Origin of the sequence: Allobosea sp. 47.2.35, from assembly GCF_024655635.1 — a bacterium.
In the GTDB taxonomy this organism is placed as follows: Bacteria; Pseudomonadota; Alphaproteobacteria; order Rhizobiales; family Beijerinckiaceae; genus Allobosea.
Genome location: NZ_JANLGI010000010.1, coordinates 97,881 through 121,649 on the forward strand (window position 1 = coordinate 97,881; position 23,769 = coordinate 121,649).

General features: G+C 66.6%; 18 protein-coding genes, 1 tRNA gene and 1 pseudogene. 7 read left to right on the forward strand and 13 right to left on the reverse strand.

Features of this window, described 5'->3' with window-relative positions; translation table 11 throughout:
* Positions 1–7 precede the first annotated feature (7 nt).
* The 9 genes and pseudogenes from NUV79_RS14240 to NUV79_RS14280 form a co-directional block, all read right to left on the reverse strand.
* Positions 8–103, reverse strand: a tRNA-Sec gene (locus tag NUV79_RS14240).
* A 105-nt stretch (positions 104–208) separates the two neighbouring features.
* Positions 209–2,023: pseudogene (gene selB, locus NUV79_RS14245) on the reverse strand (selenocysteine-specific translation elongation factor); the annotation flags it as partial.
* Positions 2,020–2,769, reverse strand: coding sequence for a tetratricopeptide repeat protein (locus NUV79_RS14250; protein ID WP_257733748.1), 750 nt, complete (start codon positions 2,767–2,769; stop codon positions 2,020–2,022). The pseudogene selB and the gene NUV79_RS14250, both read right to left, overlap by 4 nt.
* Positions 2,756–4,162, reverse strand: a complete 1,407-nt coding sequence (selA, locus tag NUV79_RS14255; RefSeq protein ID WP_257733749.1) for an L-seryl-tRNA(Sec) selenium transferase — start codon at positions 4,160–4,162, stop codon at positions 2,756–2,758. Before selA ends, NUV79_RS14250 begins: the two co-directional genes overlap by 14 nt.
* Positions 4,163–4,187: 25 nt before the next feature.
* On the reverse strand, positions 4,188–5,108 hold the full coding sequence (gene fdhE / locus NUV79_RS14260) for a formate dehydrogenase accessory protein FdhE (protein ID WP_257733750.1): 921 nt from the start codon (positions 5,106–5,108) through the stop codon (positions 4,188–4,190).
* A gap of 70 nt (positions 5,109–5,178) precedes the next feature.
* Positions 5,179–5,874 carry a formate dehydrogenase subunit gamma gene (locus tag NUV79_RS14265; protein ID WP_257733751.1) on the reverse strand — a complete coding sequence of 232 codons (696 nt, stop codon included), beginning with the start codon at positions 5,872–5,874 and terminating at the stop codon, positions 5,179–5,181.
* Positions 5,858–6,775, reverse strand: a complete 918-nt coding sequence (fdxH, locus tag NUV79_RS14270) for a formate dehydrogenase subunit beta (RefSeq protein ID WP_257733752.1) — start codon at positions 6,773–6,775, stop codon at positions 5,858–5,860. Before fdxH ends, NUV79_RS14265 begins: the two co-directional genes overlap by 17 nt.
* 10 nt (positions 6,776–6,785) lie before the next feature.
* Positions 6,786–9,869 (reverse strand): formate dehydrogenase-N subunit alpha, encoded by a 3,084-nt coding sequence (fdnG, locus tag NUV79_RS14275; RefSeq protein WP_257733753.1) that lies wholly within the window; start codon positions 9,867–9,869, stop codon positions 6,786–6,788.
* Between the two features lie 158 nt (positions 9,870–10,027).
* Entirely contained in the window at positions 10,028–11,065 is a 1,038-nt protein-coding gene (locus NUV79_RS14280) for a LacI family DNA-binding transcriptional regulator (RefSeq protein ID WP_257733754.1), read from the reverse strand.
* Between the two features lie 169 nt (positions 11,066–11,234).
* Here NUV79_RS14280 and NUV79_RS14285 point away from each other — a divergent pair, with 169 nt between their 5' ends.
* From NUV79_RS14285 to NUV79_RS14305, 5 genes are read left to right on the forward strand one after another with little or no spacing between them, the layout of a single operon-like run.
* A complete protein-coding gene (locus NUV79_RS14285; RefSeq protein WP_257733755.1) occupies positions 11,235–12,512 on the forward strand; it encodes an ABC transporter substrate-binding protein in 1,278 nt (425 codons plus the stop codon).
* Between the two features lie 5 nt (positions 12,513–12,517).
* Positions 12,518–13,540, forward strand: a complete 1,023-nt coding sequence (locus tag NUV79_RS14290) for a carbohydrate ABC transporter permease (RefSeq protein ID WP_257733756.1) — start codon at positions 12,518–12,520, stop codon at positions 13,538–13,540.
* Complete coding sequence (locus tag NUV79_RS14295) at positions 13,537–14,589, forward strand: carbohydrate ABC transporter permease (protein ID WP_257733757.1); 1,053 nt, start codon at positions 13,537–13,539, stop codon at positions 14,587–14,589. Before NUV79_RS14290 ends, NUV79_RS14295 begins: the two co-directional genes overlap by 4 nt.
* On the forward strand, positions 14,589–15,656 hold the full coding sequence (locus tag NUV79_RS14300; protein ID WP_257733758.1) for an ABC transporter ATP-binding protein: 1,068 nt from the start codon (positions 14,589–14,591) through the stop codon (positions 15,654–15,656). Before NUV79_RS14295 ends, NUV79_RS14300 begins: the two co-directional genes overlap by 1 nt.
* Positions 15,657–15,676: 20 nt before the next feature.
* A complete protein-coding gene (locus NUV79_RS14305) occupies positions 15,677–17,968 on the forward strand; it encodes a glycoside hydrolase family 31 protein (protein WP_257733759.1) in 2,292 nt (763 codons plus the stop codon).
* 19 nt (positions 17,969–17,987) lie between these two features.
* On the opposite strand, the gene NUV79_RS14310 is transcribed toward NUV79_RS14305, so the two are convergent.
* The 4 genes from NUV79_RS14310 to NUV79_RS14325 form a co-directional block, all read right to left on the reverse strand.
* A complete protein-coding gene (locus NUV79_RS14310; protein ID WP_257733760.1) occupies positions 17,988–19,268 on the reverse strand; it encodes a TRAP transporter large permease in 1,281 nt (426 codons plus the stop codon).
* A complete protein-coding gene (locus NUV79_RS14315; RefSeq protein ID WP_257733761.1) occupies positions 19,265–19,834 on the reverse strand; it encodes a TRAP transporter small permease in 570 nt (189 codons plus the stop codon). Before NUV79_RS14315 ends, NUV79_RS14310 begins: the two co-directional genes overlap by 4 nt.
* A gap of 98 nt (positions 19,835–19,932) precedes the next feature.
* Complete coding sequence (locus NUV79_RS14320; RefSeq protein ID WP_257733762.1) at positions 19,933–20,946, reverse strand: TRAP transporter substrate-binding protein; 1,014 nt, start codon at positions 20,944–20,946, stop codon at positions 19,933–19,935.
* A gap of 95 nt (positions 20,947–21,041) precedes the next feature.
* A complete protein-coding gene (locus NUV79_RS14325) occupies positions 21,042–22,052 on the reverse strand; it encodes a DctP family TRAP transporter solute-binding subunit (protein WP_257733763.1) in 1,011 nt (336 codons plus the stop codon).
* A 132-nt stretch (positions 22,053–22,184) separates the two neighbouring features.
* Here NUV79_RS14325 and NUV79_RS14330 point away from each other — a divergent pair, with 132 nt between their 5' ends.
* Both NUV79_RS14330 and NUV79_RS14335 read left to right on the forward strand, forming a co-directional pair.
* Complete coding sequence (locus tag NUV79_RS14330; protein ID WP_257733764.1) at positions 22,185–22,934, forward strand: FadR/GntR family transcriptional regulator; 750 nt, start codon at positions 22,185–22,187, stop codon at positions 22,932–22,934.
* Positions 22,935–22,945: 11 nt separating this feature from the next.
* Positions 22,946–23,710, forward strand: coding sequence for an SDR family oxidoreductase (locus tag NUV79_RS14335; protein WP_257733765.1), 765 nt, complete (start codon positions 22,946–22,948; stop codon positions 23,708–23,710).
* Positions 23,711–23,769 lie beyond the last annotated feature (59 nt).

The following is a 23,769-nucleotide window of genomic DNA, read 5'->3' on the forward strand; positions in this document are numbered from 1 at the left end:
AGTGAACTGGCGGAAGAGAATGGGAGTCGAACCCACCAGAGACCGTCTGACGGCCCCTCCCGGATTTGAAGTCCGGACGCCCCACCGGGGACGTTTCTCCTCCATCGCTCAAGCCGGGCGGCGGGCCAAACAGGTCGAGCCGCCGCCGGTTGATGCGCCTCAGGTCGCCGCGGCGGATGGTGACGCCATGGCGATCGAAGAACTCGAGAATCTGGATAGCGACCTTTCGGCCGTTGTCGAGCCTGTCACGGAACTGCGCCGCATTGAAGCCGGCCGGATGCAGCCCCGCAAGCGCGGCCGATATGCCGACCATCTCGGCCAGCGTGTCGCGCAGGAAGAAATGGTCGAGCGCGACCTCATGGACATCGCCGCGCCGGCCGGTGAGTCGCAGCAGGCGCCGGATTTCCTCCTCGGGCCGCCCGAGTAGATGGCCGATATCGCGCACGCGCGGCGGGCGGAAGCGCTCGCTCCCGGCGATCAATGGCAAAACCCTGGCCCAGAGCGCCTCATCCTCAGGCAGGAGCCGGGCTTCATGGCCGGGCCGCCTGAGCCATGATCCGGCCGGCACCAGCACGCCGTCATCCTCGAACCGGGCGAGCGCCTGCCGGAACAGCGGCGCCGGCCAGCGCGGCGCGATGGCGAAGCGCAACCGAGCCTGCCCGATCCCCGGCAGGTCCGGGTGCTCGGCATGGAACGCATCGAGCCTCTCGGTCGCGGCCTGCGCCAATGCCTGCCAATGCGCGGGCAGCAGCGCGAGCGGGCCGATCCTGACGAGGTCCAGCCGGTTCGTAAGGTTTTCCGCCACACCGGGACCGAGTGCGCGGTCGCGAACGAAGCCGTCGAGATCGGCGTGATAAGGCGGCACCGCGAGCAGGGTCTGCAGCGCCTCCGCAGGATCGGGCAGGCGGAGTGTGGCGAGCTGGGCGAGGCGCTCCGGGCTGCGGCGCCGGCGTTCCGGCGCGCGCAGGTCGAGGAAGCGCCCGCCACCGATCGTGCGCGAGGCGCTGGCGTCGCGCAGCACGAAACGGTCGAGGGCTGCGGCGGCGAGCGGCTCGTCGAGCACGAGCTGGATCAATCCATCCGCGCCGGCGGCAATGTCATCGCCGAGAAGCACGACGCGTGCGCCGATTTCCGCTGCAGCGTGGTGCAGCCGCACCGGCTGCCACATCGTCAGCGCTTTCTCGCCGGGCAGCAGCGAAACCTCCGCATCGATCCGCGCCGTAGGTGCATGCAGCGCCGGCGCCACCACCATGTCGCCGTGCCGAACCGCCTCCTTCGAGACGCCGGGGCCGCTGAGATTGAGAGCGCAGCGCTCGCCGGCGAGGCCTTGCTCGGCCGGGCGGTTCTGGGCATGGATCGAGCGCACCCGTGCCGGCAGCCCACTCGGAGAAACGATGACGTTGTCGCCGACTGCCACGCTGCCGGACAGGACGGTCCCCGTCACCACCGTCCCGGCACCCTGCAAGGTGAAGCAGCGATCGACCGCGAGCCGGAAGGCGCCGTCGCCTTGCCGTGTCTGTGAATCCCGTGCGCGCGACGCGAGCAGATCGGCGAGCTCCGGCAGGCCTTCTCCGGTCAGCGTCGAGACGAGCAGCATCGGCGCCCCGGTGAAGGGGCCGGACGCGAGCAGCGCCGCAATCTCGCCCTCGACCGCCTCGATCTGCGCAGGCTCGACCAGATCGACCTTGGTGATCGCGACGACGGCCTCGCTGATGCCGAGCAGGCGAGCGATGGCGACATGCTCGCGCGTCTGCGGCATCACGCCGTCATCGGCGGCGACGACCAGCAGCATGAGGTCGATGCCGGCGGCGCCGGCCAGCATCGTGTGCACGAATTTCTCGTGGCCGGGCACGTCGATGAAGCCGACGACCGAGCCGTCCACTTGCGGCCAATAGGCGAAGCCGAGCGCGATCGAGATGCCGCGCGCCTTCTCCTCCTTCAAGCGGTTGGTATCGACGCCGGTCAATCGCCGGACCAGCGAGGTCTTGCCATGGTCGATATGGCCGGCGGTGCCGATGATCATGGCGCTGTCCCTGCGGGAGAGACTGCCGCGCGCGCGGCCTTGATGAAGGGCGCCGCGAGCGGGCTGCCCTTGCCTTCGGCCGAGAGCAGCAGCGCCAGCGCGCGTTCCGCATCAACAGGCACGCCCTGGCCGAGCAAGGTCGCGGCACCGAGCATGGCCTCGGAATCCGGGTCGCCGGCCGCCATGCCGCGCTGCCACCATTGCGCGGCCGTGTCGGCATCGCGATCCACGCCGAGCGCATCGTGATGCATCATGCCGAGCCGGGTCATGCTGGTGGCGATGCCGGCCTCGGCGGCGGCCTGCGCCCAGCGCAGGGCCTCGATCCGGTCGGCAGGGTCTCCGCCTTCCAGCAGCATCCAGGACAGCATGTCCTGCGCGGGAGCGTCGCCCTGCTCGGCGGCGAGCCGATAGAGCCGCATTGCCTCGGCATCGCTCTGCTCGATGCCTTCGCCCTTGAAATGCAGCGCCGCGAGATTGCGCTGGCCGACCGGGTCGCCGCTTTCGGCAGACAGGCTCAGCCAACGCAGGGCCAGGGCCGGGTCGCGCTCGACGCCGAGCCCCTCGGCGAAGCAGGCGCCGATATTGTTCTGCGCCCGCCCGATACCGGCATGGGCGAGCGGGCCCCAGAGCGCGAGCGCGGCCACGTGATCGCCGCGCTCGACCGCCGCCGTGGCCGCGGCCATTTTGGCGGAGACACCGTCATCGGCAGGTTGATCCCGACCGAAAAGGCGCTCAAGCCAGCGCATCGGGCCGCTCGGGTTTCAGGGCATCAAGCTGCGCCGCAAATAGTGCCTCGTCCTCCAGGCAGCGCAGGTCGAAGACGAGTGCGCCCTGGGCGATTCGCCCGATCATCGGCACCTGTACCGCGCGGAAGGCCGCCGCCAGTTTCTCGACCGCAGAGCCGGTCGCCTTGCCGGCGGGGCGCAGCGCGAGACCCGCGCTCGGCAGCGTTTCCAGCGGCAGGGCGCCGGAGCCGATCTGGCTGGCGCAATCGATGATCTCGACGACCCAATCTGGACCGAGCGCAGCCGCGACCTGCGGCTGAAGGCGTTCCGCCAGCGCGCGCAAATCGTCGGCCGTCCGCGTGAACAGCCGGAGCGTCGGCAGGCGTTGCGCCAGCCGGTCGGGGTCGCGATAGAGCCTGAGCGTTGCCTCCAGCGCCGCGAGCCGGAGCTTGTCGAGACGCAGCGCCCGCTTCAGCGGGTTCTTGACGAGCTTCGCGATCAGATCCTTCCGGCCGGCGACGATGCCGGCCTGCGGCCCGCCAAGCAGCTTGTCGCCGGAGAAGGTGACGAGATCGGCGCCGCCCTTCAGCGCGTCCTGAACCGTCTTTTCCTTGCGCAGGCCCCAGCGCGAGAGGTCGATCAGCGTGCCTGAGCCGAGATCGTCGACGAACGGCAACTCATGCTGGCGCGCGAGCTTCGCGAGCTCCGCCGGCTCGACCTCGGCGGTGAAGCCCTGCACCACATAATTCGAGGTATGGACCTTCATCAGCAGGCCGGTTTCGGGGCCGATGGCCTCGGCATAGTCCTTTAGATGGGTGCGGTTGGTCGTGCCGATCTCGCGCAAACTCGCGCCGGCTCGCGCCATGATATCCGGCATGCGGAAGGCGCCGCCGATCTCGATCAATTCGCCGCGCGAGACGATGGCCTCGCGGCCTCTCGCGAGGGTGTTGAGCACGAGCAGCACGCCGGAGGCGTTGTTGTTGACGAGGATCGCATCCTCGGCCCCGGTCAGTTCCCGCACGAGATCGCGGACATGCGCGTCGCGTTCGCCGCGCTGCCCGGCTTCGATCTCGTATTCGAGATTGGTCGGCGCGCGCATCGCCGCGACCACGGCCTCGATCGCCTCCTCGGCCAGCAGCGCGCGGCCGAGATTGGTATGCAGCACCGTGCCGGTGAGATTGATCAGCGGGCGCTGCGAAGGGCGTTCGCGCTCTTCGAGCCGGTCCAGCGCCATGCGGCCGACCTGCTCGACGGAGGCGGCCGCCGGCTGGCCACCGGCACGCAAGCGCTCGATCGCTTGCCGGATCGCATCGGTCGCGGCCGTCCGGCCATGGCGCGCGATGGCGAGCTCGCCGTTGGCGCTGCGCAACACCGTATCGACCGATGGCGGGCGGAAGCGTTCGGGCTTGTTCATCAGGCTCCCTCCGGGAGACGCTTGATCAGTATCCGAGCAGGAATGGGTTCACTCCCGCGCGCCGCCAGCCGGCTTCCGTCACCAAGAGGTCGAGCCCGAGGCTCGCGACATCGTCGGCCACGGCTTCCAGCTCGGGCGCCTTGCGACGGTTCATGATCTTCACATAGGTCCGGCATTCGTCGCAGGTCTCGGCCTTGATCGTGTCGGCGATGCCCTCGATCTCCTGATAGGCGATGCCCTTGGTCGAGCCGCAGGAGACGCATTTCACCCGGACATGGTTCCATTGCGCGGCGCAGAGCGAGCACTGGACATAGCGCACCCCCTCGACATGGAGGTCGGCGACCACAGCGCTAGCCACCGGCGGCCCCCCGCAGCAGGGGCAGACGCCGTCGGCGACCGGCTGGGGCAGGGCGGGGTCGAGCAGGGCGCTGCGCCGCGCCGCGACGACCTGCAGCGCGGCGGCGGCGAAGATGTGCTCGGCGACGGCTTCGACAGGGACCGCATCGGCCAGCACGGCGGCGAGCATCGCTTGCCGCACCTCCGGGCCCGCTGCGACGGCGCGGGCGAGGGCCTCGCGCGCCAGATCCGGCATGGCGACATCGGCCAGCAGCATGGCGAGCCTGTCGAAGGCCTCGGAAACGGCGGGATCGGGCGCCAGCTCCTCGCGCGGCAGCAGCGGCATCGCATTGCCGGCACGCACCCTGAGATCGCCGGGGGAGGGCATATCGGGGGCGCCGACCACTGCCGCGAGCGTCGCCTGCGCCTGGCTCACGCCGCCGAGGAAGGCGAGATAGGCTTCGAGCTGATGGCCCGGCGCGAGCGCGGCGAACCGCGCCGCCCGCCGGTCGAACAGTGTCGCAGGGTCCGGCAGTCGCACGAAAGGCGGCTTGTCGCGCTCGGCAATGCCGACCTCTTCGAGGGCCGCAAAGCCCGGATCGTCACTCATCTCGTGTCCTCTCGAACCGCACGGGTCACGGGAGGCGGCGTGGCCGGGGCCGCACCGCAGGCCATCGAATTCATTCGGCTGGGCCGGGGCTATGGCGGCGCGGCGGCGTCTGGCGTTCGTCGATCACGCCCTCCCGCGCCTCCTGCCGCAGCCAGAGCCGGTGGTGGCGGAAGGCCCAGCCGCCCGTCACCTTGCCCTCGGTCATGGCGCTGATCGTGCCACGGACATAGAAGCCGGCATAGATATGGACGATCACGATCAGCAGCATGGCGATCGCCGCCAGTGCATGGACGATATGGCCGAGGCGCTGCTGCTCTATGGTGAAGCTCGCGCCGAAATACTCGTACCAGATCACGATGCCCGTCCCGAACAGGACAATGATGAGCAGGGTCATCAGCCAGAAGACGATCTTCTGAGCGCCGTTGTACTTGCCGATCTCGGGCAGGTTCTCCTCGCGGCCCGACATCACCTCGCCGATATGGCCCATCCATTTGGTGTCGGCCTTCGTCCAGAAATTGTACTTGACCATCTGGACGAACAGGATCGCGAAGCTCGCCAGCAGCACGACGCCGATCCAGGGATGCAGCGCCCGCGTGTTGGAGCCGCCGCCGAACAGGCTCGACAGAAAGAACAGCGACGGGTGGAACAGCGCGGCCCCGCTCAGCGTGAGCAGGATGAGCGAGATCGCGGTGACCCAGTGATTGACGCGCACGCGGCCGGGATAGCGGTCGACGGTCGTGCGCTCCTCTTCACGCCTGACGGCCACGGGAAGCCTCCTCGTCGATCAGATGCTCGGCCTCGCGATCCTCGGCGCGGCTGACATCGTTGCGTCGTGCCACCGTCGCATGGACGAAGGCGAAGGCGGCGGCGAAGCCCACGACCGCCATGCCGGCATATTTGGTCAGCCCCTTCCAGAGCTCGACGACCTGGCTGATCCGCGGATTGTTCGGCAGGTTGGCATAGAGCTGTGGCTTGTCGGCGTGATGCAGAACATACATCACATGCGTGCCGCCGACGCCGGGCGGGTCGTAGATGCCGGCATTCTTGAAGCCGCGCGACTTCAGGTCGGTGATGCGGCCCTGGGCATGGTCGAGCATGGCCTGCTTGGTGCCGAACACGATCGCGCCGGTCGGGCAGGCTTTGGCGCAGGCCGGTGCCTGGCCGACCGAGACCCGGTCCGAGCAGAGCGTGCATTTATAGGCCTTGTGGTCGGCCTTGCTGATGCGCGGGATGTTGAAGGGGCAGCCCTTCACGCAATAGCCGCAGCCGATGCAGTTCTCCGAGACGAAATCGACGATGCCGTTATTGTACTGCACGATCGCGCCGGGGGAGGGGCAGGCCTTGAGGCAGCCCGGATCGGCGCAATGCATGCAGCCGTCCTTGCGGATCAGCCATTCGAGATTGCCGCTTTCCGGGTTCTCCCATTCGGTGAACCGCATCAGCGTCCAGCTGTTCTCCGTCAGGTCATGCGGGTTGTCGTAGACGCCCCGGTTGATGCCGACCTCCTCGCGCAGGTTGTTCCACTCCAGGCAGGCCGCCTGGCACGCCTTGCATCCGATGCATTTGGAGACGTCGATGAGCTTCGCCACCTCGAAATCATGGCGGACATCCGGCGGCCTGAAATTGGTCGCCGAGATGCGGGCGAAATCCTGACTCTGCAGTCCCATGATCGCCCTCCTAGCTCGTCGCCGGACCGTTGGACGGCTCGACATTCACCAGGAACGCCTTGAACTCGGGCGTCTCGATGTTGGCGTCGCCGACGAACGGGGTGAGGCTGTTGGGGCCGAAGCCCTTGCGTGCCGCACCGGTGAAGCCCCAGTGGAGCGGGATGCCGACGACATGGACGGTCTTGCCGTCGCAGATCAGCGGCTTGATGCGCTTGGTCACCACCGCCTTGGCATAGACCGTGCCGCGGGCCGAGGAGACCTTCACCCAGCCGCCCTTCTGGATGTTCTTCTCCGCGGCCAGCTGCTCGCTGATCTCGACGAAGAACTCCGGCTGGAGCACCGCATTCACCCAGACATGCTTGGTCCAGTAATGGAAGTGCTCGGTCAGGCGGTAGGAGGTCGCCGCATAAGGGAACTTGTCGGAGGTCCCGAGCGCGGCGAGGTCGTCCTTGAAGATGCGCGCGGCGGGATTGCCGCGGATCTTGGGCGCCATGACGTTGGCGACCGGGCTTTCGAACGGCTCGTAATGAGCCGGGAAGGGGCCGTCCTTCATCATGCCGCGCGAGAACAGCCGCGCCGTTCCCTCAGGGTTCATGATGAACGGGCCGACATCCTGCGGCTTCGCCGTGACCGCGATGTCCGGCACGTCGTAGCCGGTCCAGGCCGCGCCGTTCCACTCGATCAGCTTGCGCTTGGGATCCCAGGGCTTGCCGTCGATATCGGCCGAGGCGCGGTTGTAGAGGATGCGCCGGTTGGCTGGCCAGGAGAAGGCCCAGTTGGAATAGGCGCCGGTATTGGCCGGGTCGTTGGTGTCGCGCCGGGCCATCATGTTGCCCCGTTCGGTCCAGCTGCCGGAATAGATCCAGCAGCCGCAGGCCGTTGAACCGTCGTCGCGCAACTGCCCGAAGGTATCGACCTGCTTGCCCCTCTCCAGGAGCACCTTGGTCGGATCGACCGGGTCGGTCACCGTCGAGACGACATAGCCGTTCATCTCCTTGGCCATCTCGTCCGGCTGCGGATCGTCCGGCAGGCGATAGGGCCAGTGGAGATTGAGGATCGGGTCCGGGAAGGCCCCGCCCTCCTTGGCGTAGAGCGCGCGTAGGCGCTGATGGATCTGCGCCATGATCCAGGTGTCCGGCTTGGCCTCGCCCGGAGGTTCCTGTCCCGGCCAGTGCCATTGCAGCCAGCGGCCGGAATTGACCAGCGAGCCCTCGTCCTCGGCAAAGCAGGTCGTCGGCAGCTCGAAGACCTCGGTCTGGATCGCTTCGGGCTTGACGTCGTTATGGACGCCCTCGTCCTTCCAGAACCGCGCGGTCTCGGTCTGCAGCGGGTCCATCACCACTAGGAATTTCAGCTTCGACAGCGATGCTGAGACTTTGCCGCGATTGGACAGGGAGAGCAGCGGGTTGAAGCCCTGGCAGAAATAGCCGTTCACCTTGCCCTGGTGCATCATGTCGAAGTACCGGAGCATGTCGTAACCGGGCACGTCGAGCTTCGGCAGCCACTGGTAGGAGAAGTCGTTCTCCGGCGTCGCGGCCTTGCCCCACATCGACTTCAGGAAGCTCACCATGAACTTCTTGTAGTTCTGCCAGTAGCTCATCTGGTTCGGCCGCAGCGGCTTGAAGCCGCGCGTCGACATGTAGGTCTGGAAATCGACCTCCCTGTCGGTCCCCAGCGTGAGATAGCCCGGGATCAGGTTCGACATCAGGCCGATATCGGTCAGACCCTGGATGTTGGAGTGCCCGCGCAGCGCGTTCATGCCGCCGCCGCGCACGCCGATGTTGCCGAGCAGCAATTGCAGCATCGCCATCGAGCGGATGTTCTGCGAGCCCTTGGAGTGCTGCGTCCAGCCGAGCGCGTACATCGAGGTCATGACCTTGTCGCGCGCGGAGGTCTCCGAGATCATCTTGCAGATCGCCAGGAACTTGTCCTTCGGCGTGCCGCAGATGCGCTCGACCATCTCCGGCGTATAGGCCGCGATGTGCTTCTTCAGGAGCTGGTAGACGCAACGCGGATGCTGCAGCGTCTCGTCGATCTGGACATAGCCGTCCGGCCCGAGCTCGTATTCCCAGCTCGAACGGTCATAGTCGCGCTTGGCCTCGTCATAGCCGGTGAACAGGCCGTCCTGATAGCCGAAGCCCTCCTTCACGATATAGGGCGCGTTGGTGAAGGCGCGCACGTAGTCGTGCTGGATCTTGTCGTTGTCGATGCAGTACTTCATCGCCCCGAGCAGGAAGGCGATGTCGGTGCCTTGCCGGATCGGCGCGTAGAAATCCGCGACCGAGGCCGAGCGCGTGAAGCGCGGATCGACGACGATCAGCTTGGCGCCACGCTGGGCTTTCGCCTCAGTGACCCATTTGAAGCCGCACGGATGCGCTTCGGCGGCGTTGCCGCCCATGATGATGACGAGGTCGGTGTTCTTGATGTCCGTCCAGGAGTTGGTCATCGCACCGCGACCGAATGTTGGGGCCAGACTGGCCACCGTCGGTCCGTGTCAAACGCGCGCCTGGTTGTCGAACGCCAGTATCCCGGTGCTTCGCACGACCTTGTAGGTCAGGAAGGCCGTCTCGTTGGTGGTGGCCGATGCGGCCAGGAAGCCCGTGGTCAGCCAGCGGTTGACCGTGACGCCGTCCTGGTTCTTGGCGACGAAGTTCTTGTCGCGATCGTCCTTCATCAATCGCGCGATGCGGTCGAGCGCCTCGTTCCAGCTGATCTGGCGGAAGGCCTTCTCGCCCGGGCCGCGATATTGCGGCACCTTGGTGCGCGTCTCGGAATGGACGAAGTCGAGGAGGGCGGAGCCTTTCGGGCAGAGCGTGCCGCGATTGGTCGGATGGTCCGGGTCGCCCTCGATATGGATGATCGCCGGATGGGCGTTCTTCGACTTGTCGCCCAGGCTGTACATGATGACGCCGCAGGCGACGGAACAGTACGGACAGGTATTTCGTGTTTCCGTGGTGCGGGCCAGCTTGAAGGGCCGCACGGCCTGGGCAAGTGCCTCCTCGGCACCGCCAAACCCAAGCGCGGCGACGGCAGAACCGGCGACACCCGCACCTGCGGCTTTCAGAAACTGGCGACGCGAGAGCTCATGCAGCATCTCAACCTCCCAGGCGACGACGAAGCGTCGTTCGATTTGGAATAGTGAAACTCTAGGCAGGGGGCGTCAAGGCGCGGTCCCCGCGGCCGGACCGGCGGGTTCTTAGACTTTCGATCTACGATTGGTGCGGCCTTGCGCGGTTCGCCGCAGCGAGGTGGTCAGCCGCGAAGGGGCGGCACGGGGGCGGCCGCAAGCGGCTCATGGGCCACGTTGATATCGGCGGCCGCGCCGCCGCCCCAGGCCGATGAGAGCTGGGCGACGACATGCCGGCCGAAGCTCTCATAGGGAATGCGGATCGAGGTCAGCCAGGGCGCGATCCAGTGGTTGATGGCGTTGCCGTCGATGCCGACGAGGGTGCTGCGTTCGGGGATGGCGATGCCGGCTTCCGTGGCGCGACGATAGGCGCCATAGGCGATCATGTCGCTGACGCAGAGGGCACCGTCGGGCCAGCCGAAGCTCTCCTCCAGGCTTTTCGCGGCCGCGTAGCCGATCTCGATATGCGACAGGCCGGGCGCGCTCGCCTGGCGGATATCGGCTTCCGGGACGCCCTGCGCGACGAGCCGGCGGATGAAGCCCTCCGCCCGCTCGGCGGTGCTGGAGGCGTTCTGCGTCGCCATCAGTACGGCCGGGCGCTTGATGCCCTGCGCCAGCAGGTGGTCGGCGGCGTCGGCGCCGGCCTTGCGGTTGTCGATGCCGACATAGGCGCCGCCGCCGAGCGGATTGCGCCTTGCGACGAAGACCATCGGATCGCCGCGCGACAGCGTATCGGCAAGGCCGGCGCTGGCGACGGCGCTGACCATGACGTAGCCCGCGACGAACTGGTCGCGCATCGCGCGCAAGTAGTCGTCCTGCAGGTCGGCGCGGTCATGCGTGTCGCAGAGGATCATGACGTAGCCGGCGTCGCGCAGCGCCGCTTCGGTCGAGACCGCGATCGCCGCCATCGCGGGATTGTCGAGATTGGGCGATAGCATCGCCACCACCCGGCTGGCCCGGCGTTTGAGCGCGCGCCCCACCGGGTTGGGCCGGTAGCCGAGTCGCGCGATCGCCTGCTCGACGCGGGCGACCGTATCCGGCGAGGCTCGCCCGCTCTTGCCGTTGACGATGCGCGAGACGGTCGCGACCGATACGCCGGTCTCCCGCGCGACCGTCGCCAGCGAAACGCCGTCCTTCGGCGGTCTTGCGGCTTTTGCCGTCATGGCCCTCCCCAGGGTGCCGCGCCAATCCGGTGAATCCGAAGCCGGCTCAAAAGACTATGGTGCAGCCATGCCGGTTCGCCTGCCCGTTGACAAGTAAGGCAAACGTTTGCCTTAGTGATTGTCAAGGCGCTCGATGAGGCGCCGTGACTGTTACAGGGATGGAACGCAGATGCAGGGGAAGCACTGGATTTCCGCGCTCGCGCTGACGGCTGGCCTCACTATCGGCGGCGCGGCCTTCGCCCAGACGACGGTGCGCATCGCCTGGTATTCCGATGGCAACGAGGGCGAGGTCGTCTCCGACCTGCTCAAGCGCTTCGAGGCCCAGAACAGGGACATCAAGGTCGTGCTCGACCAGGTGCCCTACAAGGCGATCACCGAGAACCTGCCCGTCCAGCTCGCCTCGGGGCAGGGGCCGGACATTGCCCGCGTCGTCGATCTCGGCGGCATCGCGCGCTATGCGCTCGACATGCGGCCCTATCTCAAGGACGCCGCCTACTGGGAAAAGAATTTCGGACCCTTCCTGCCCTGGATGCGGCCCGAGGGCGATTCCAGCGCGATTACCGGCTTCATGACGCAGCTCACCGTCACCGGCCCCTTCGTCAACAAGACGCTGTTCGAGCAGGCCGGCATCGCCATGCCCGGCGCCAAGGCGACCTGGGAGGACTGGGGCAAGGCCGCGAAGGACGTCGCGGCCAAGGTGCAGGCGCCGTTTCCGCTCGCCATGGACCGCTCCGGTCACCGCTTCTTCTCGGTCGCGGTCTCGGAAGGCGCCAAGGTGCTCGACGACAAGGGCGAGCCGGCCGTCATCGACGACGGTTTCAAGCGCGCCGCCAGACGGGTCTATGACTGGCACCAGAGCGGCGTGATGAAGAAGGAACTCTGGGGCTCGGTCTCCGGCACGGCCTATCGCGGCGCCAATGACGAGTTCAAGAACGCCCAGGTCGTGCTGTACCATTCCGGTTCCTGGCAGATCGCCCAGTTCGACAAGACCGTCGGCGATGCCTTCGACTGGGTGGCTGTGCCGTCGCCCTGCGGCGTCGGCAATTGCTCGGGCATGCCGGGCGGTGCCGGCCTCGTCGCGATCAAGACGACCAAGAGCCCGGAAGCCGTCGCCAAGGTGATGGATTACCTCGCCAGCGAGCCGGTGCTCAGCGAGTTCTATGCCCGCTCGCTCTTCGTGCCCGGCCATCTCGGCATCGCCGCCAAGGGACTCGATTACAAGGATGCGGGCCCGCAGGCCAAGGCCGCGCTCAAGGTCTTCTCGGATCAGGTCGCCGAGCTTTCGCCGGTCGCCTACAAGCTGCAGGGCTATGTCAATAACCGCGTCATCTTCAACGCGGTGATCAGCCGGCTCGGCCAGGCGATCTCGGGCGAGGGCACGCTCGACGAGGCCTATAAGCGGATCGAATCCGACATCGCCCAGCAGATCGCCGAGCGCAAGAAGTAAGGCCGATGGCCTCCGTCGAGACAAAGCCGCAGCCGGAAGGCGCGGGCGTCGCCGGCCTTCTCGCCGCGCCGCTCGCGCTCCTGATGCGCCTCGTCGACGGGCCGATGCGGGCGCTCCAGCGCCTGATCGGCGAGCGGCGGATGGCCTATGTCTTCATCCTGCCGAACCTCGCCTTCTTCTCGCTCTTCGTCTTCCTGCCGCTCGTCATCAATGTCGTCTTCTCGGTGACGGGCGGGGCAGGGCTGTTCCCAAGCGAGCGGCCTTTCGTTGGGGCGCAGCAATACGGCTATCTCTTCGATTGCGGCTCCTTCCTCGAACCGTCCTCCTGCCGCGAGGATCATTTCTGGCGAGGCGTGTCCAACACCGCCCGCTTCACCGTCTTCCAGGTCACGGCGATGGTGCTGTTCTCGCTGCTGACCGCGATCGTCCTCAACATGAAGATCCGGGCGCGCGGCTTCTTCCGCGCCGTCTATTTCTTCCCGGTCCTGCTCTCGCCGGTCGTGGTGGCGCTGACCTGGAAATGGATTCTCCAGCGCGACGGCCTGCTCAACGCAGCGATCACCTCGATCGGCGGCGAGCGCATCCTGTTCCTGGTCGATCCGAGCTGGGCGATGTTCTGGATCGTCTTCGTCTCGGTCTGGGCCCATATGGGCTTCTACACGCTGATCCTGCTTGCCGGCCTGCAGGCGATCCCCGCCGATCTCTACGAAGCCGCCGAGATGGATGCGACGCCGCGCTGGCGCGTGTTCTGGCGCATCACCCTGCCGCTGCTCTGGCCGAACATGATCGTCGTGATCGTGCTCGCGCTGATCAAGGGCGTGCAGACCTTCGACGAGGTCTTCGTGCTGACCGGCGGCGGACCGGGCACGGCGACGCTGATGATCGTGCACTACATCTACGAGACCGCCTTCGCCAATCAGGTCCAGAATTTCGGCCTGGCGGCGGCGGCCTCCGTCGTGCTCGGCATCGTGCTCTTCGCACTGACGCTGGCCCAGCTCGCGGCGAGCCACCGCAAGGGGGCCGCATGAGTCTCGCGACACGCATGATGACCGCCCGCCGCAGGCCCGGCCGCTGGCATTGGACCGATATCGCGGCCTATGCCTATCTCGCGTTCGGCGTCGTTCTGATGTTCGGCCCCGTGCTCTGGCTCGGCCTATCCTCGTTCAAGACGCAGGCCGGCCTGCTCGAATTTCCGCCCTCGCTGCTGCCGATGTCGCAGAAGGAGGTGGCGGTGCCCGGCCAGTCGCAGAAGCTGCCGCTCTTCGAGGTCGAGATGCCCGACGGCACCAAGCGCGTGCTGGCGCAGGTCCGCCGCGTCGGCATCCAGGCGCAGATGATCGACCCGGAAAAGCCCGGCGAGACGATCCGTGTGCCCATCGATAAGCGCACGCCGGTGCGTGAGTTCAAGCTCGCGACCGAGAACTATACCGAACCGCTGGAGCGCTTCGCCTTCACGCGCTTCCTCTGGAACTCGGTCTTCGTCACGCTGGTCGCGACGATCATTACGCTGATCATCAACTCGATGGCGGCCTATGCGCTCTCGATCTACGAATTCAAAGGCAAGACGGCGGTGATGCTGATGGTCATCGGCACGCTGATGATCCCGATCACCATCATCCTCGTGCCGGTCTATCTCGTCATTACCAAGCTCGGGCTGGTGAACTCGCTCTGGGCGGTGATCTTGCCAGGCGCCGCGACGCCAACCGGCGTCTTCCTGCTGAGGCAATACATGCTGACCTTGCCGCGCGACTTGATCGAGGCCGCGCGCATGGACAAGGCCTCGGAATGGCAGATCTACTGGCGCATCGTCATGCCGCTCGCCATGCCGGCTCTGGCCGTGCTCGCGATCTTCTCGATCATGTGGCGCTGGAACGAGTTCCTCTGGCCGTTGGCGGTGCTGACCAAGACGGAATCCTACACGCTGCAGATCGGCCTCAACGCCTTCCAGGGCGAGTTGCAGACGCAGTGGCACTATCTGCTCGCGATGACGGTGGTGACGCTGCTGCCGGTCGCGCTGGTCTTCGTCTTCCTGCAGCGCTTCATCACCACCGGCATCGCCAATACGGGAATGAAATAATGGCCGGCCTGAAGCTTTCCGGGGTCCGCAAGGCCTATGGTGCGACGACCGTGCTGCACGGCATCGATCTCGACGTCGCCGATGGCGAGTTCGTCGTCTTCGTCGGCCCCTCCGGCTGCGGCAAGTCGACCCTGCTGCGCTCGATCGCGGGGCTGGAGGAGATCACCGGCGGCACGATCGCGATCGACGGCGCTGACGCGACCCATCTGCCGGCCTCCGAGCGCGGTCTTGCGATGGTCTTCCAGTCCTATGCGCTCTATCCGCATATGACCGTCCGGGCGAATATGGCCTTCGCGCTGGAGAACATGGGATTCAAGCGCGACGAGATCGACAGGCGCGTGAAGCGCGCGGCCGAGATGCTGCGCCTCACCGATTATCTCGAGCGCAAGCCCAAAGCGCTCTCCGGCGGCCAGCGCCAGCGCGTCGCCATCGGCCGCGCGATCGTGCGCGATCCGAAAATCTTCCTGTTCGACGAACCGCTCTCGAACCTCGACGCGGAATTGCGTGTCGCCACCCGCAAGGAGCTCGCCGCGCTCCATGCCGAGATCGGCGGCACGATGATCTACGTCACCCATGATCAGGTCGAGGCGATGACGCTGGCCGACCGCATCGTCGTGTTGCAAGGCGGGCGGATCGAGCAGGTCGGCACGCCGCTGGAGCTCTACAACCGGCCCGACAACCTCTTCGTCGCCGGCTTCATCGGCTCGCCGCGCATGAATCTGCTGCCCGGTCGCGTCACCGCTTCCGGAAAGGTCGAGCTGGGCGAGGGCGGTCATGAGGTCGCCTGCGCCACCGGTCATCTCGCCGTTGGCAGCAAGGTCACGCTCGGCATCCGCCCCGAGCATCTGGCGCTGGCGCCGGAAGGGCAGGGGTTGTCGCTTGCCATCGACCTCGTCGAGCGGCTCGGCGGCGAGAGCTATCTTTACGGGACCGCCGCCGGCTTGCCCCAGATCACGCTACGGCTCGACGGCCAGAGCGAGCATGAGCGCGGCCATAGCGTCGCGCTCGCCTTCCCGCAGCAGAGCCTGCACCTGTTCGACGAAACGGGCCGGGCGATCCGGCCTTAACGACTGCCGAGAGAGATTTCATGAAAGCCCTCAGCCAAGGCCGCTATCTCGGCCGCGATGGCGAAGCCGCCCTGTTCGATCTCGGGCTCGGCCATACGCTCACCGTGCGCATCCTCGACGGCGATATCGGCCGCGTCACGCTGAAGCCGCAGGATGGCTACCGCCTCGACCGCGGCTGGTCGATCGCGCCGGGCGGATTGGAGCCGCCCTATGAAGGGCGCCCGCGCGACAGCCTGGACGGCTTCGCCTGCCCGAAGACGGATATCCGGGCGGGTGCCGACAAGGTCGTCATCGCCGCTGGCGGATTGATCGCTGAAGTCACGCTCTCGCCCTTCGGTATCGCCTGGCGCCGCGACGGCGAGGACAAGCCCTTCCTGCAGGACCGCACGACGCAGGCCTATCTCGTCTCGCCGCGCACTGGCGCGCTCGCCCATTTCATGGCGCGCGACTATGCGGAGCGCCACTACGGCCTCGGCGACAAGGCCGGTCCGCTCGATCGCACCGGCCGCCGCTTCGCCATCGACGCGGTCGACCCCTGCGGCTTCGACGCGGAACTCTCCGATCCGCTCTACAAGATGCTGCCCTTCTTCATCGTCGCCGGGCCGGCGGGAGCCCACGGCGTCTATTACGACAACCTCTCGACGGGCAGCGTCGATTTCGGCTGCACGCTCGACAATTACCATGGCCTGTTCCGCTCCTGGAAAGGCGATGATGGCGACCTCGATTATTACGTCATGGCCGGCCCGACCGTGCCGGATGTGGTCCGGCGCTTCTCCTGGCTGACCGGCGGGCAGGCTTTCGCGCCGCTCTGGTCCTTCGGCTTCGGCGTCACCTCGATGGCGATCGCCGATGCGCCCGATGCCGATGCCCGCATCAGCGATTTCATTGCCAAGCTCACGACGCATCGCATTCCCTGCGATAGCTTCCATTTCGGTTCGGGCTATACGCAGATCGGCCATCGCCGCTACGCCTTCAACTGGAACCGGCAGAAGTTCCCGGACCCGAAGGCGACGATGCAGCGCCTGAACGATGTCGGCATCTTCACCGTCGCGAACCTCAAGCCCTGCCTGCTCGATGACCATCCGCGCCTGAAGGAGGCGCTCGACGGCGATTTCCTCGTTCGCGACGGCGACAGCGGCAAGCCGGCCGTCGCACAGTTCTGGGACGGGCTCGGCTTCCATCTCGACTACACCAACCCCAAGGGCCGCGCGTGGTGGCGGAACGGCATCGAGACCGCATTGCTCGATTATGGCTTCACCACCGTCTGGAACGACAACAACGAGTACGAGATCTGGGACGAGGACGCGCTTTGCGACGGCGACGGCCGCCCGTTCCGGCAGGCCCTGGCGCGCCCGGCCCAGCCGCTCCTGATGACCAAGCTCTCTTATGAAGCGCAGGCCGATCGCCAGCCCGGCAAGCGCCAATATGCGATCACGCGCGGCGGCTGCGCCGGCATCTCGCGCTATGCCCAGACCTGGTCGGGCGACAACGAAACCGCCTGGAAGACGCTGCGCTACAACCTGACCCAAGGGCTCAACATGAGCCTGTCGGGCATGTTCTCGATTGGCCACGATGTCGGCGGCTTCCACGGCCCGACGCCCGGCCCCGAGCTCTTCGTGCGCTTCAACGAGTTCTGCTCGCTCTGGCCGCGCATGGTGATGAACTCCTGGAACGACGATGGCGTCGTCAACCTGCCCTGGATGTATCCGGAGATGGTGCCGCAGGTGCGCGAGGCGATCTCGCTGCGCTACCGGCTGATGCCCTATCTCTACACGCTGATGTGGCGCGCGAGCCGCGACGGCACGCCGGCGATCCGGCCATTGCTGTGGGATTTCCCGCAGGATGCCACCGCCGTGAAGACCGATGACGCCTTCATGCTCGGGCCGGACGTGCTGGTCGCGCCGGTGCTGGAGGAGGGCGCCCGCGAGCGCAGCGTCTATCTGCCGGAGCATGATGGCGGTTGGTATGATTGGCATACCGGCCGGCATGTCGACGGCGGCGTGGTCGTGACGGTCGCGGCCCCGCTCGGCCGCCTTCCCGTTTTCGTCCGGGCCGGCGCGCTGATCCCGCTCGGCAACCCCGAGGGCATCGACGATCTCCGCGAGATCCTGGTCTGTGGCCTCGTCGAGGGGGCGTCGGGCGAGCTCTACGAGGACGACGGCGACACCGCCGACTGGCGCGGCGCTGGGGCGACCGTCATCCGCTTCCGTGTGAGGGACGGCGAGATCGCGGTCGATCAGGAAGGGGATCGCGAGCCGTTCTTTGACCGCATCGCGATCCGCAACATCACGGAGGGAGCGGGGGCCAGCTAGCCCCCGCGCGTCGCGCGTCTCAGCGTGACATCATCTGCAGCGGCCACATCACGATCTGCGGGAAGATCACCAGCAGGGTCAGCACGATGAGCTGTGCGACCATGAAGGGCGTCACGCCCTTGATCACGCCTGTCATCGGCACCTTGGCGACACCGCAGACCACGTTCAGCACGGTGCCGACCGGCGGCGTCACCAGGCCGATGGCGTTGTTCATGATGAACAGCACGCCGAAATAGACCGGGTCGATGCCCGCCTGCTTGACGACCGGCATCAGCACCGGTGTCAGGATCAGCACCGTCGGCGTGAAGTCCAGCGCCGTGCCGACGATGAAGACCATCACCATCAGGATGGCCATCAGCAGGATCTTGTTCTCCATGAAGGGCGCGACCATGTCGGCGACCTGCTGGGGAATGTTGGCCGTGGTGATCAGCCAGGCCGAAACACCGGCCGCCGCGACCAGGAACATGATGACGGCGGTGGTCTCGGCCGCCCGGTACATCAGGCCGAACAGGTCGGGGATCTTGATCTCGCGGTAGATGAAGACGCCGACGAAAAGCGAATAGGCGGCAGCGATGACCGCCGCTTCTGTCGGGGTGAACCAGCCGACCTTGAGGCCGCCGATGATGACCACGGGCAGCACCAGCGCCCAGCCGGCATTGCGGGTTTCGACCAGCCGCTCGCGCATGCTGCGCTTGGGCTCGACGCGAGGATTGTCGCGCTTGATGCTCCAGCGCCAGGCCAGCATGATCGCGATACCCATCATCACGCCCGGCACGATGCCGGCGATGAACAGCTTCGTGATCGAGACGCCGCCGGTGACGCCGAAGATGATCATGCCGATCGAAGGCGGGATCACCGGCGCGATGATGCCGCCGCAGGCGATCAGGCCGCAGGAGCGATTGATGTCGTAGCCGGCATTGCGCATCAGCGGCACGAGCACCGAGGCGAGCGCGGCCGTGTCGGCGACGGCAGAGCCCGAGAGCGAGGCCATGATGACTGCGGCGATGACCGCGACATAGCCGAGGCCGCCGCGGATATGGCCGATCCAGGCCATCGCCATGGTGATGATCCGGCGTGTCATTCCGCCGGCATTCATCAATTCGCCGGCCAGCATGAAGAAGGGCACGGCCAGCAGCGGGAAGGAATTGGCGCCGTCCCACATGTTCTGGATGATGATCTGCGGGTCCGAGATGCCCATGTAGAGCATCATGGCGAGGCCGCAGCCGATCAGAGCGAAGGCGACCGGCATGCCCAGCGCCATCAGGCCGAGCAGCGACGTGATGAAGACGAAAACGATCACGGCTTGGCTCCCTGCGCCTTCATGTCGCGCTCGGCTTCGAGGCCCTCAGTCATTCCCTCTTCATGCACGTCGATCAGCTCGTCGTCGGCAACCTGCCCCAGCGCGAGGCGGATCAGGTTCGACAGGCAGATCAGCGCGATCGCGGCGCCGGTGACATAGCTCACGCCATAGACCCAGATCATGCTGAGCTGCGCGACCGGCGAGGAATTGCCGGCGATGATGTCGTGCTGAAGGTAAGTGCCGTAGAAGATGAGCAGCGCGCAGATCAGCATGATGACCTGGCTGATCGCCCAGCAGACCTTGCGGCCGAGGATGGGCAGCGCCTGGACCACCATGTCGACGCCGAGATGGCTGCGCCGGTGCAGGCCGATGATGCCGCCGAGGAAGGTCATCCAGACGAAGGCGAAGCGCGGGATTTCCTCGGAGAGGTCGATGCCGGTGTTGAAGAATATCCGCAGCATCACGTTGCCGAAGACCATGACCAGCATCACGGCCATGCAGATCACGAGGATGATCTCGATCAGACGGTAGAAACCGTCCGTCGCGATCTTGAGCAGGCTGGTCATCGGTCACCTCGCCGGCGGCATTGTGAAGGGGAACGCCGGCTCGGCGCCGGTAGACGAAAAAGGCAGCCGGCCGCTGGGGCCGGCTGCCGTCGCGTGCCTTACTTGGCGGCGCGTGCCTTCTCGATCTCGGCGACGAAGCCGTTCACAAACTCCTCGCCGATCTGGCCCTTGAACTTGTCGACCACCGGCTGAACCTTGGCCTGCACCTTGCGCAGGTCGTCGGCCGAGACCTCGTCCACCGACACGCCGGCAGCCTTGAACTTGGTGATGACGTCGCGGTCGCCCTCGTCGAGCAGCTTGCGCTGCAGCAGGCCAGCCTCGGTCGCGGCCTTCTGGACGCCGGCCTTGTCAGCGGCCGAGAGCGAGTCCCAGAACTTCTTGGAGGCGACGAGCGCCACCGGCGTGTAGACGTGGTTGGTGATGGAGATGTGCTTCTGCACTTCCTGCATCTTGTTCGCCCACATGTGCTGGAGCGGGTTCTCCTGCCCGTCGAGAGCCTTGACCTCGAGCGCGGTGAACACCTCCGAGAAGGCCATCGGCACGGCGTTGGCGCCGATCGACTTCCAGGTGTCGAGCGCGACCGGGTTCGCCATCACGCGCAGCTTCAGGCCGTTCACGTCCTCGGCCGTCTTCACGGCGCGGCGGCTGTTCGAGAGGTTGCGGAAGCCCATGCCGGTCCAGGTCAGGCCGACGAGGCCGCTCGGCTCGATCTTGTCGAAGATCTTCTTGACCGAGGCGCCGTCGAGGACCGCGTAGACCTCCTTCTCGTTCTGGAACAGGAAGGGCAGGTCCCAGACCTGGACTTCCTTCACGCGGGTCGAGAGCGGCGCCAGCGTGCCGATGTAGAATTCCTGCGTGCCGGCCTGGGTCGCCTGGAGCTGCTTCTCGTCGCTGCCGAGCATGGCCGAGTGGAACGCCTGAATCTTGACGTTGCCATTGGTGTAGGTGCCGGCGAGCTCCGCGAACTTGGCGACGGCGGTCGCCTGCGGATGCGTGTCCGGCATGGCATGGCCGATCTTGGCCTTGACCTCGGCCATGGCCACCGTCGAGCCCAGAAGGGCTGCTGTCAGCGCGGCGATGAAAGCGAAGCGTGTCGGATGGGTCTTGGTCACGATACTCGTCTCCGGAACAGTTGCTGCGGGATGTGTCATCGAACGAAGGCAGGCTCAACCGCTCGGCGGCGTTTTCCACCGCCGAGGGCAGGGGCTCATTTCCGGTTCTTTTTGATCTCGGCGTAGAAGTCGTTGACGAAGGCGGCGCCGATCGTCTCTGTATTCTTCTCGATCACCGGCTGGATCGCCTTGCGGATGGCGTCGAGTTCGGCTGCCGGCATCTCGGTGGTCGCCATGCCCTTGGCCTTGAGCTCGCCGAGCACCTCGCCCGCCTCGCGCAGCTCCGCCTCGCGCTGGAACGCGCGGGTCGTCTCGGCCGCCTTCTGCACGGCCGCCTGCTGCTCGGGCGAAAGCGAGGCCCAGAACTTCCTCGAGGCCACCAGCGCGACCGGCGTGTAGACGTGGTTGGTGACGGTCAGGTACTTCTGCACCTCGAACATCTTGTTCGCGTACATGTCGACGAACGGGTGCTCGTAGCCGTCGAGCGCCTTTGTCTCCAGAGCCGTGTAGACCTCGGTAAACGCCATCGGCACGGCGTTCATGCCCATCGCGTTGAAGCTCGCCAGCGCCATCGGGCTCTGCATGACGCGGACCTTGAGGCCCTTCATGTCGGCGAGCGACGCGATCGGCCTCTTGCTGTTCGAGAGATTGCGGAAGGCGCCGCCCGACCAGGCGAGGCCCTGCAGGTTCATGTCGGCGAGCCCGTCCAGCAGGCGCTTGCCGGCGGGACCGTCGAGCACGGCGGCAGCCTCGGCATCGGTCGCGAACAGGAACGGGAAATCGAAGATCTGCAGCTCTTTCTTGCGCGCCGCGATCGGCGAGAGCGCGCCCATGTAGAAGTCGATCGTGCCGGCCTGCGTCGCGATCAGCATCTTCTCCTCGGAGCCGAGCGCGGCATTGGCGAAGACGTCGATCTTGACGCTGCCATTCGTCGCCTTGGCGACCTCTTCCGCGAAGCGGCGCATCGCGGTGGCGCGGGGATGGGAATCGGCGAAGGAGTGGCCGAGCTTGGCGGTCTTCACGCCCTGCGCGCTTGCGGGCGCAAGGCCTGTGGCGGCAAGCGCCGCTCCGGCAGCGAGCAGCGTCCGGCGGGTTCCGTTGAACATATCGAGCCTTCCCTGTGCTTGGCGCATTGTGTCGCTCTGGGGGCGGGCGCCGTTGCGGCACCCATAACGCGGTAGAAGTCAGGTTGTCAAACAACTGACAACGTGACAATGATGACCCAGCAGGAACCCGCCATGCAGCTCTCATCCATCGGATCACGGCCCAATCTCGCGAGCGATGCCGCCACCGCGCTGGCGACCTCGATCCGTTCGGGCGCCTTGCAGCCGGGCGCGCGGCTGCCCTCGGAGACGGAGTTGGCCCGCCAGCTCGGCGTCAGCCGGCCGGTGGTGCGCGAGGCGATCGCCTATCTCAAGGCCGACGGCATCGTCGAAAGCCGGCGCGGCCTCGGGCTCTTCGTCAACCAGCAGGATTCCCTGCGGCTGCGCCGCGCCGAGATCGCCGCCTCCGAGCAGTCGATCCTGCAATTCCTGGAATTCCGCCTCGGGCTTGAGGTCGAGGCCGCGCAACTGGCCTCGCTACGCCATACACCGGAGGACCTCGCCCGGATGAACGCGGCCGAGGCCGCGCTCAACGCCGCCGATGATGCGGGGGAGGACAGCGCCGCCCATGATCTCGCGCTCCATCTCGCCATCGCCACGGCCGCGCACAACCCGCTCTTCCTGACCGTGCTCCAGTTCGTATCGAGCCCGCTGCTCAACTCGATCCGCAGCATGCGCGACAAGGATCGCGGCGAGGATTCCAACATCGCGATCCGCCGCGCCGACCATGCCGCCATCCTCGGCCGTATCCGCGCCCGCGACCCGGCCGGCGCCGGCGAGGCGATGCGCAAGCATATCGGCGAATCCTATCGCCGCTACGCCGCTCAGCTTGCCGCGAGCGGCACGATGCCGGCCCATCCGGCCCTTCAGTCCACGCCGAAATAGGACCTTCAAGCTTGACCTCTCCCTTCGATCTCTCGGGGCGCACCGCGCTCGTGACCGGTTCCTCGCGCGGGCTCGGCCGTGCCATGGCCGAAGGGCTCGCGGCCGCGGGCGCGAGCATCATCCTCAACGGCGCCGACGCCGGCCGCCTCACCGAGGCCGTCGCGGCGATGAGCGCGGCCGGCCATACCGCACGCGGCCTCAACTTCGACGTGACGGATGAGCAGGCGGTCGTCGCCGCATTTGCCGCGCTCGATGCCGAGGGCGTCGCGGTCGACATTCTCGTCAACAATGCCGGCATCCAGTTCCGCAAGCCGATGCTGGAGCTGGAGACGGCCGACTGGCGCCGCGTGCTCGACACCAACCTGACCAGTGCCTTCATGGTCGGCCGCGAGGCCGCCCGCCGCATGGCGAAGCGCGGCCATGGCAAGGTCATCAATATCGGCTCGCTGACCAGCGAACTCGCCCGTGCGACCGTCGCGCCCTATACGGTGGCGAAAGGCGGCATCAAGATGCTGACCAAGGCCATGGCGGCCGAATGGGGCGAGCTCGGCATCCAGGCCAATGCGATCGGCCCCGGCTACATGCTCACCGACATGAACCAGGCGCTGATCGAGAACCCGAGCTTCGATGCCTGGGTGAAGGGCCGCACGCCGGCCCGCCGCTGGGGCCGCCCGGGCGAGCTCGCCGGCACCTGCGTCTATCTCGCCTCCTCGGCGTCCGACTATGTCAGCGGCCAGATCATCTATGTCGATGGCGGCATGATCTCGGTGCTGTGAGCCCCAAGAACCAACAAGCGGCGAGGGGGCTTCGCGCCCGCGCCCGAACAGATTGAACA

What these genes read in the sequence shown, in the direction of transcription:
- NUV79_RS14305 (WP_257733759.1), top strand. Translation starts at nt 15,677, where the DNA reads ATGAAAGCCCTCAGCCAAGGCCGCTATCTCGGCCGCGATGGCGAAGCC.
- NUV79_RS14300 (WP_257733758.1), top strand. Translation starts at nt 14,589, where the DNA reads ATGGCCGGCCTGAAGCTTTCCGGGGTCCGCAAGGCCTATGGTGCGACG.
- NUV79_RS14325 (WP_257733763.1), bottom strand. Translation starts at nt 22,052, where the DNA reads ATGTTCAACGGAACCCGCCGGACGCTGCTCGCTGCCGGAGCGGCGCTT.
- fdhE (WP_257733750.1), bottom strand. Translation starts at nt 5,108, where the DNA reads ATGAGTGACGATCCGGGCTTTGCGGCCCTCGAAGAGGTCGGCATTGCC.
- fdxH (WP_257733752.1), bottom strand. Translation starts at nt 6,775, where the DNA reads ATGGGACTGCAGAGTCAGGATTTCGCCCGCATCTCGGCGACCAATTTC.
- NUV79_RS14285 (WP_257733755.1), top strand. Translation starts at nt 11,235, where the DNA reads ATGCAGGGGAAGCACTGGATTTCCGCGCTCGCGCTGACGGCTGGCCTC.
- NUV79_RS14295 (WP_257733757.1), top strand. Translation starts at nt 13,537, where the DNA reads ATGAGTCTCGCGACACGCATGATGACCGCCCGCCGCAGGCCCGGCCGC.
- NUV79_RS14330 (WP_257733764.1), top strand. Translation starts at nt 22,185, where the DNA reads ATGCAGCTCTCATCCATCGGATCACGGCCCAATCTCGCGAGCGATGCC.
- selA (WP_257733749.1), bottom strand. Translation starts at nt 4,162, where the DNA reads ATGAACAAGCCCGAACGCTTCCGCCCGCCATCGGTCGATACGGTGTTG.
- NUV79_RS14250 (WP_257733748.1), bottom strand. Translation starts at nt 2,769, where the DNA reads ATGCGCTGGCTTGAGCGCCTTTTCGGTCGGGATCAACCTGCCGATGAC.
- NUV79_RS14315 (WP_257733761.1), bottom strand. Translation starts at nt 19,834, where the DNA reads ATGACCAGCCTGCTCAAGATCGCGACGGACGGTTTCTACCGTCTGATC.
- NUV79_RS14290 (WP_257733756.1), top strand. Translation starts at nt 12,518, where the DNA reads ATGGCCTCCGTCGAGACAAAGCCGCAGCCGGAAGGCGCGGGCGTCGCC.
- NUV79_RS14280 (WP_257733754.1), bottom strand. Translation starts at nt 11,065, where the DNA reads ATGACGGCAAAAGCCGCAAGACCGCCGAAGGACGGCGTTTCGCTGGCG.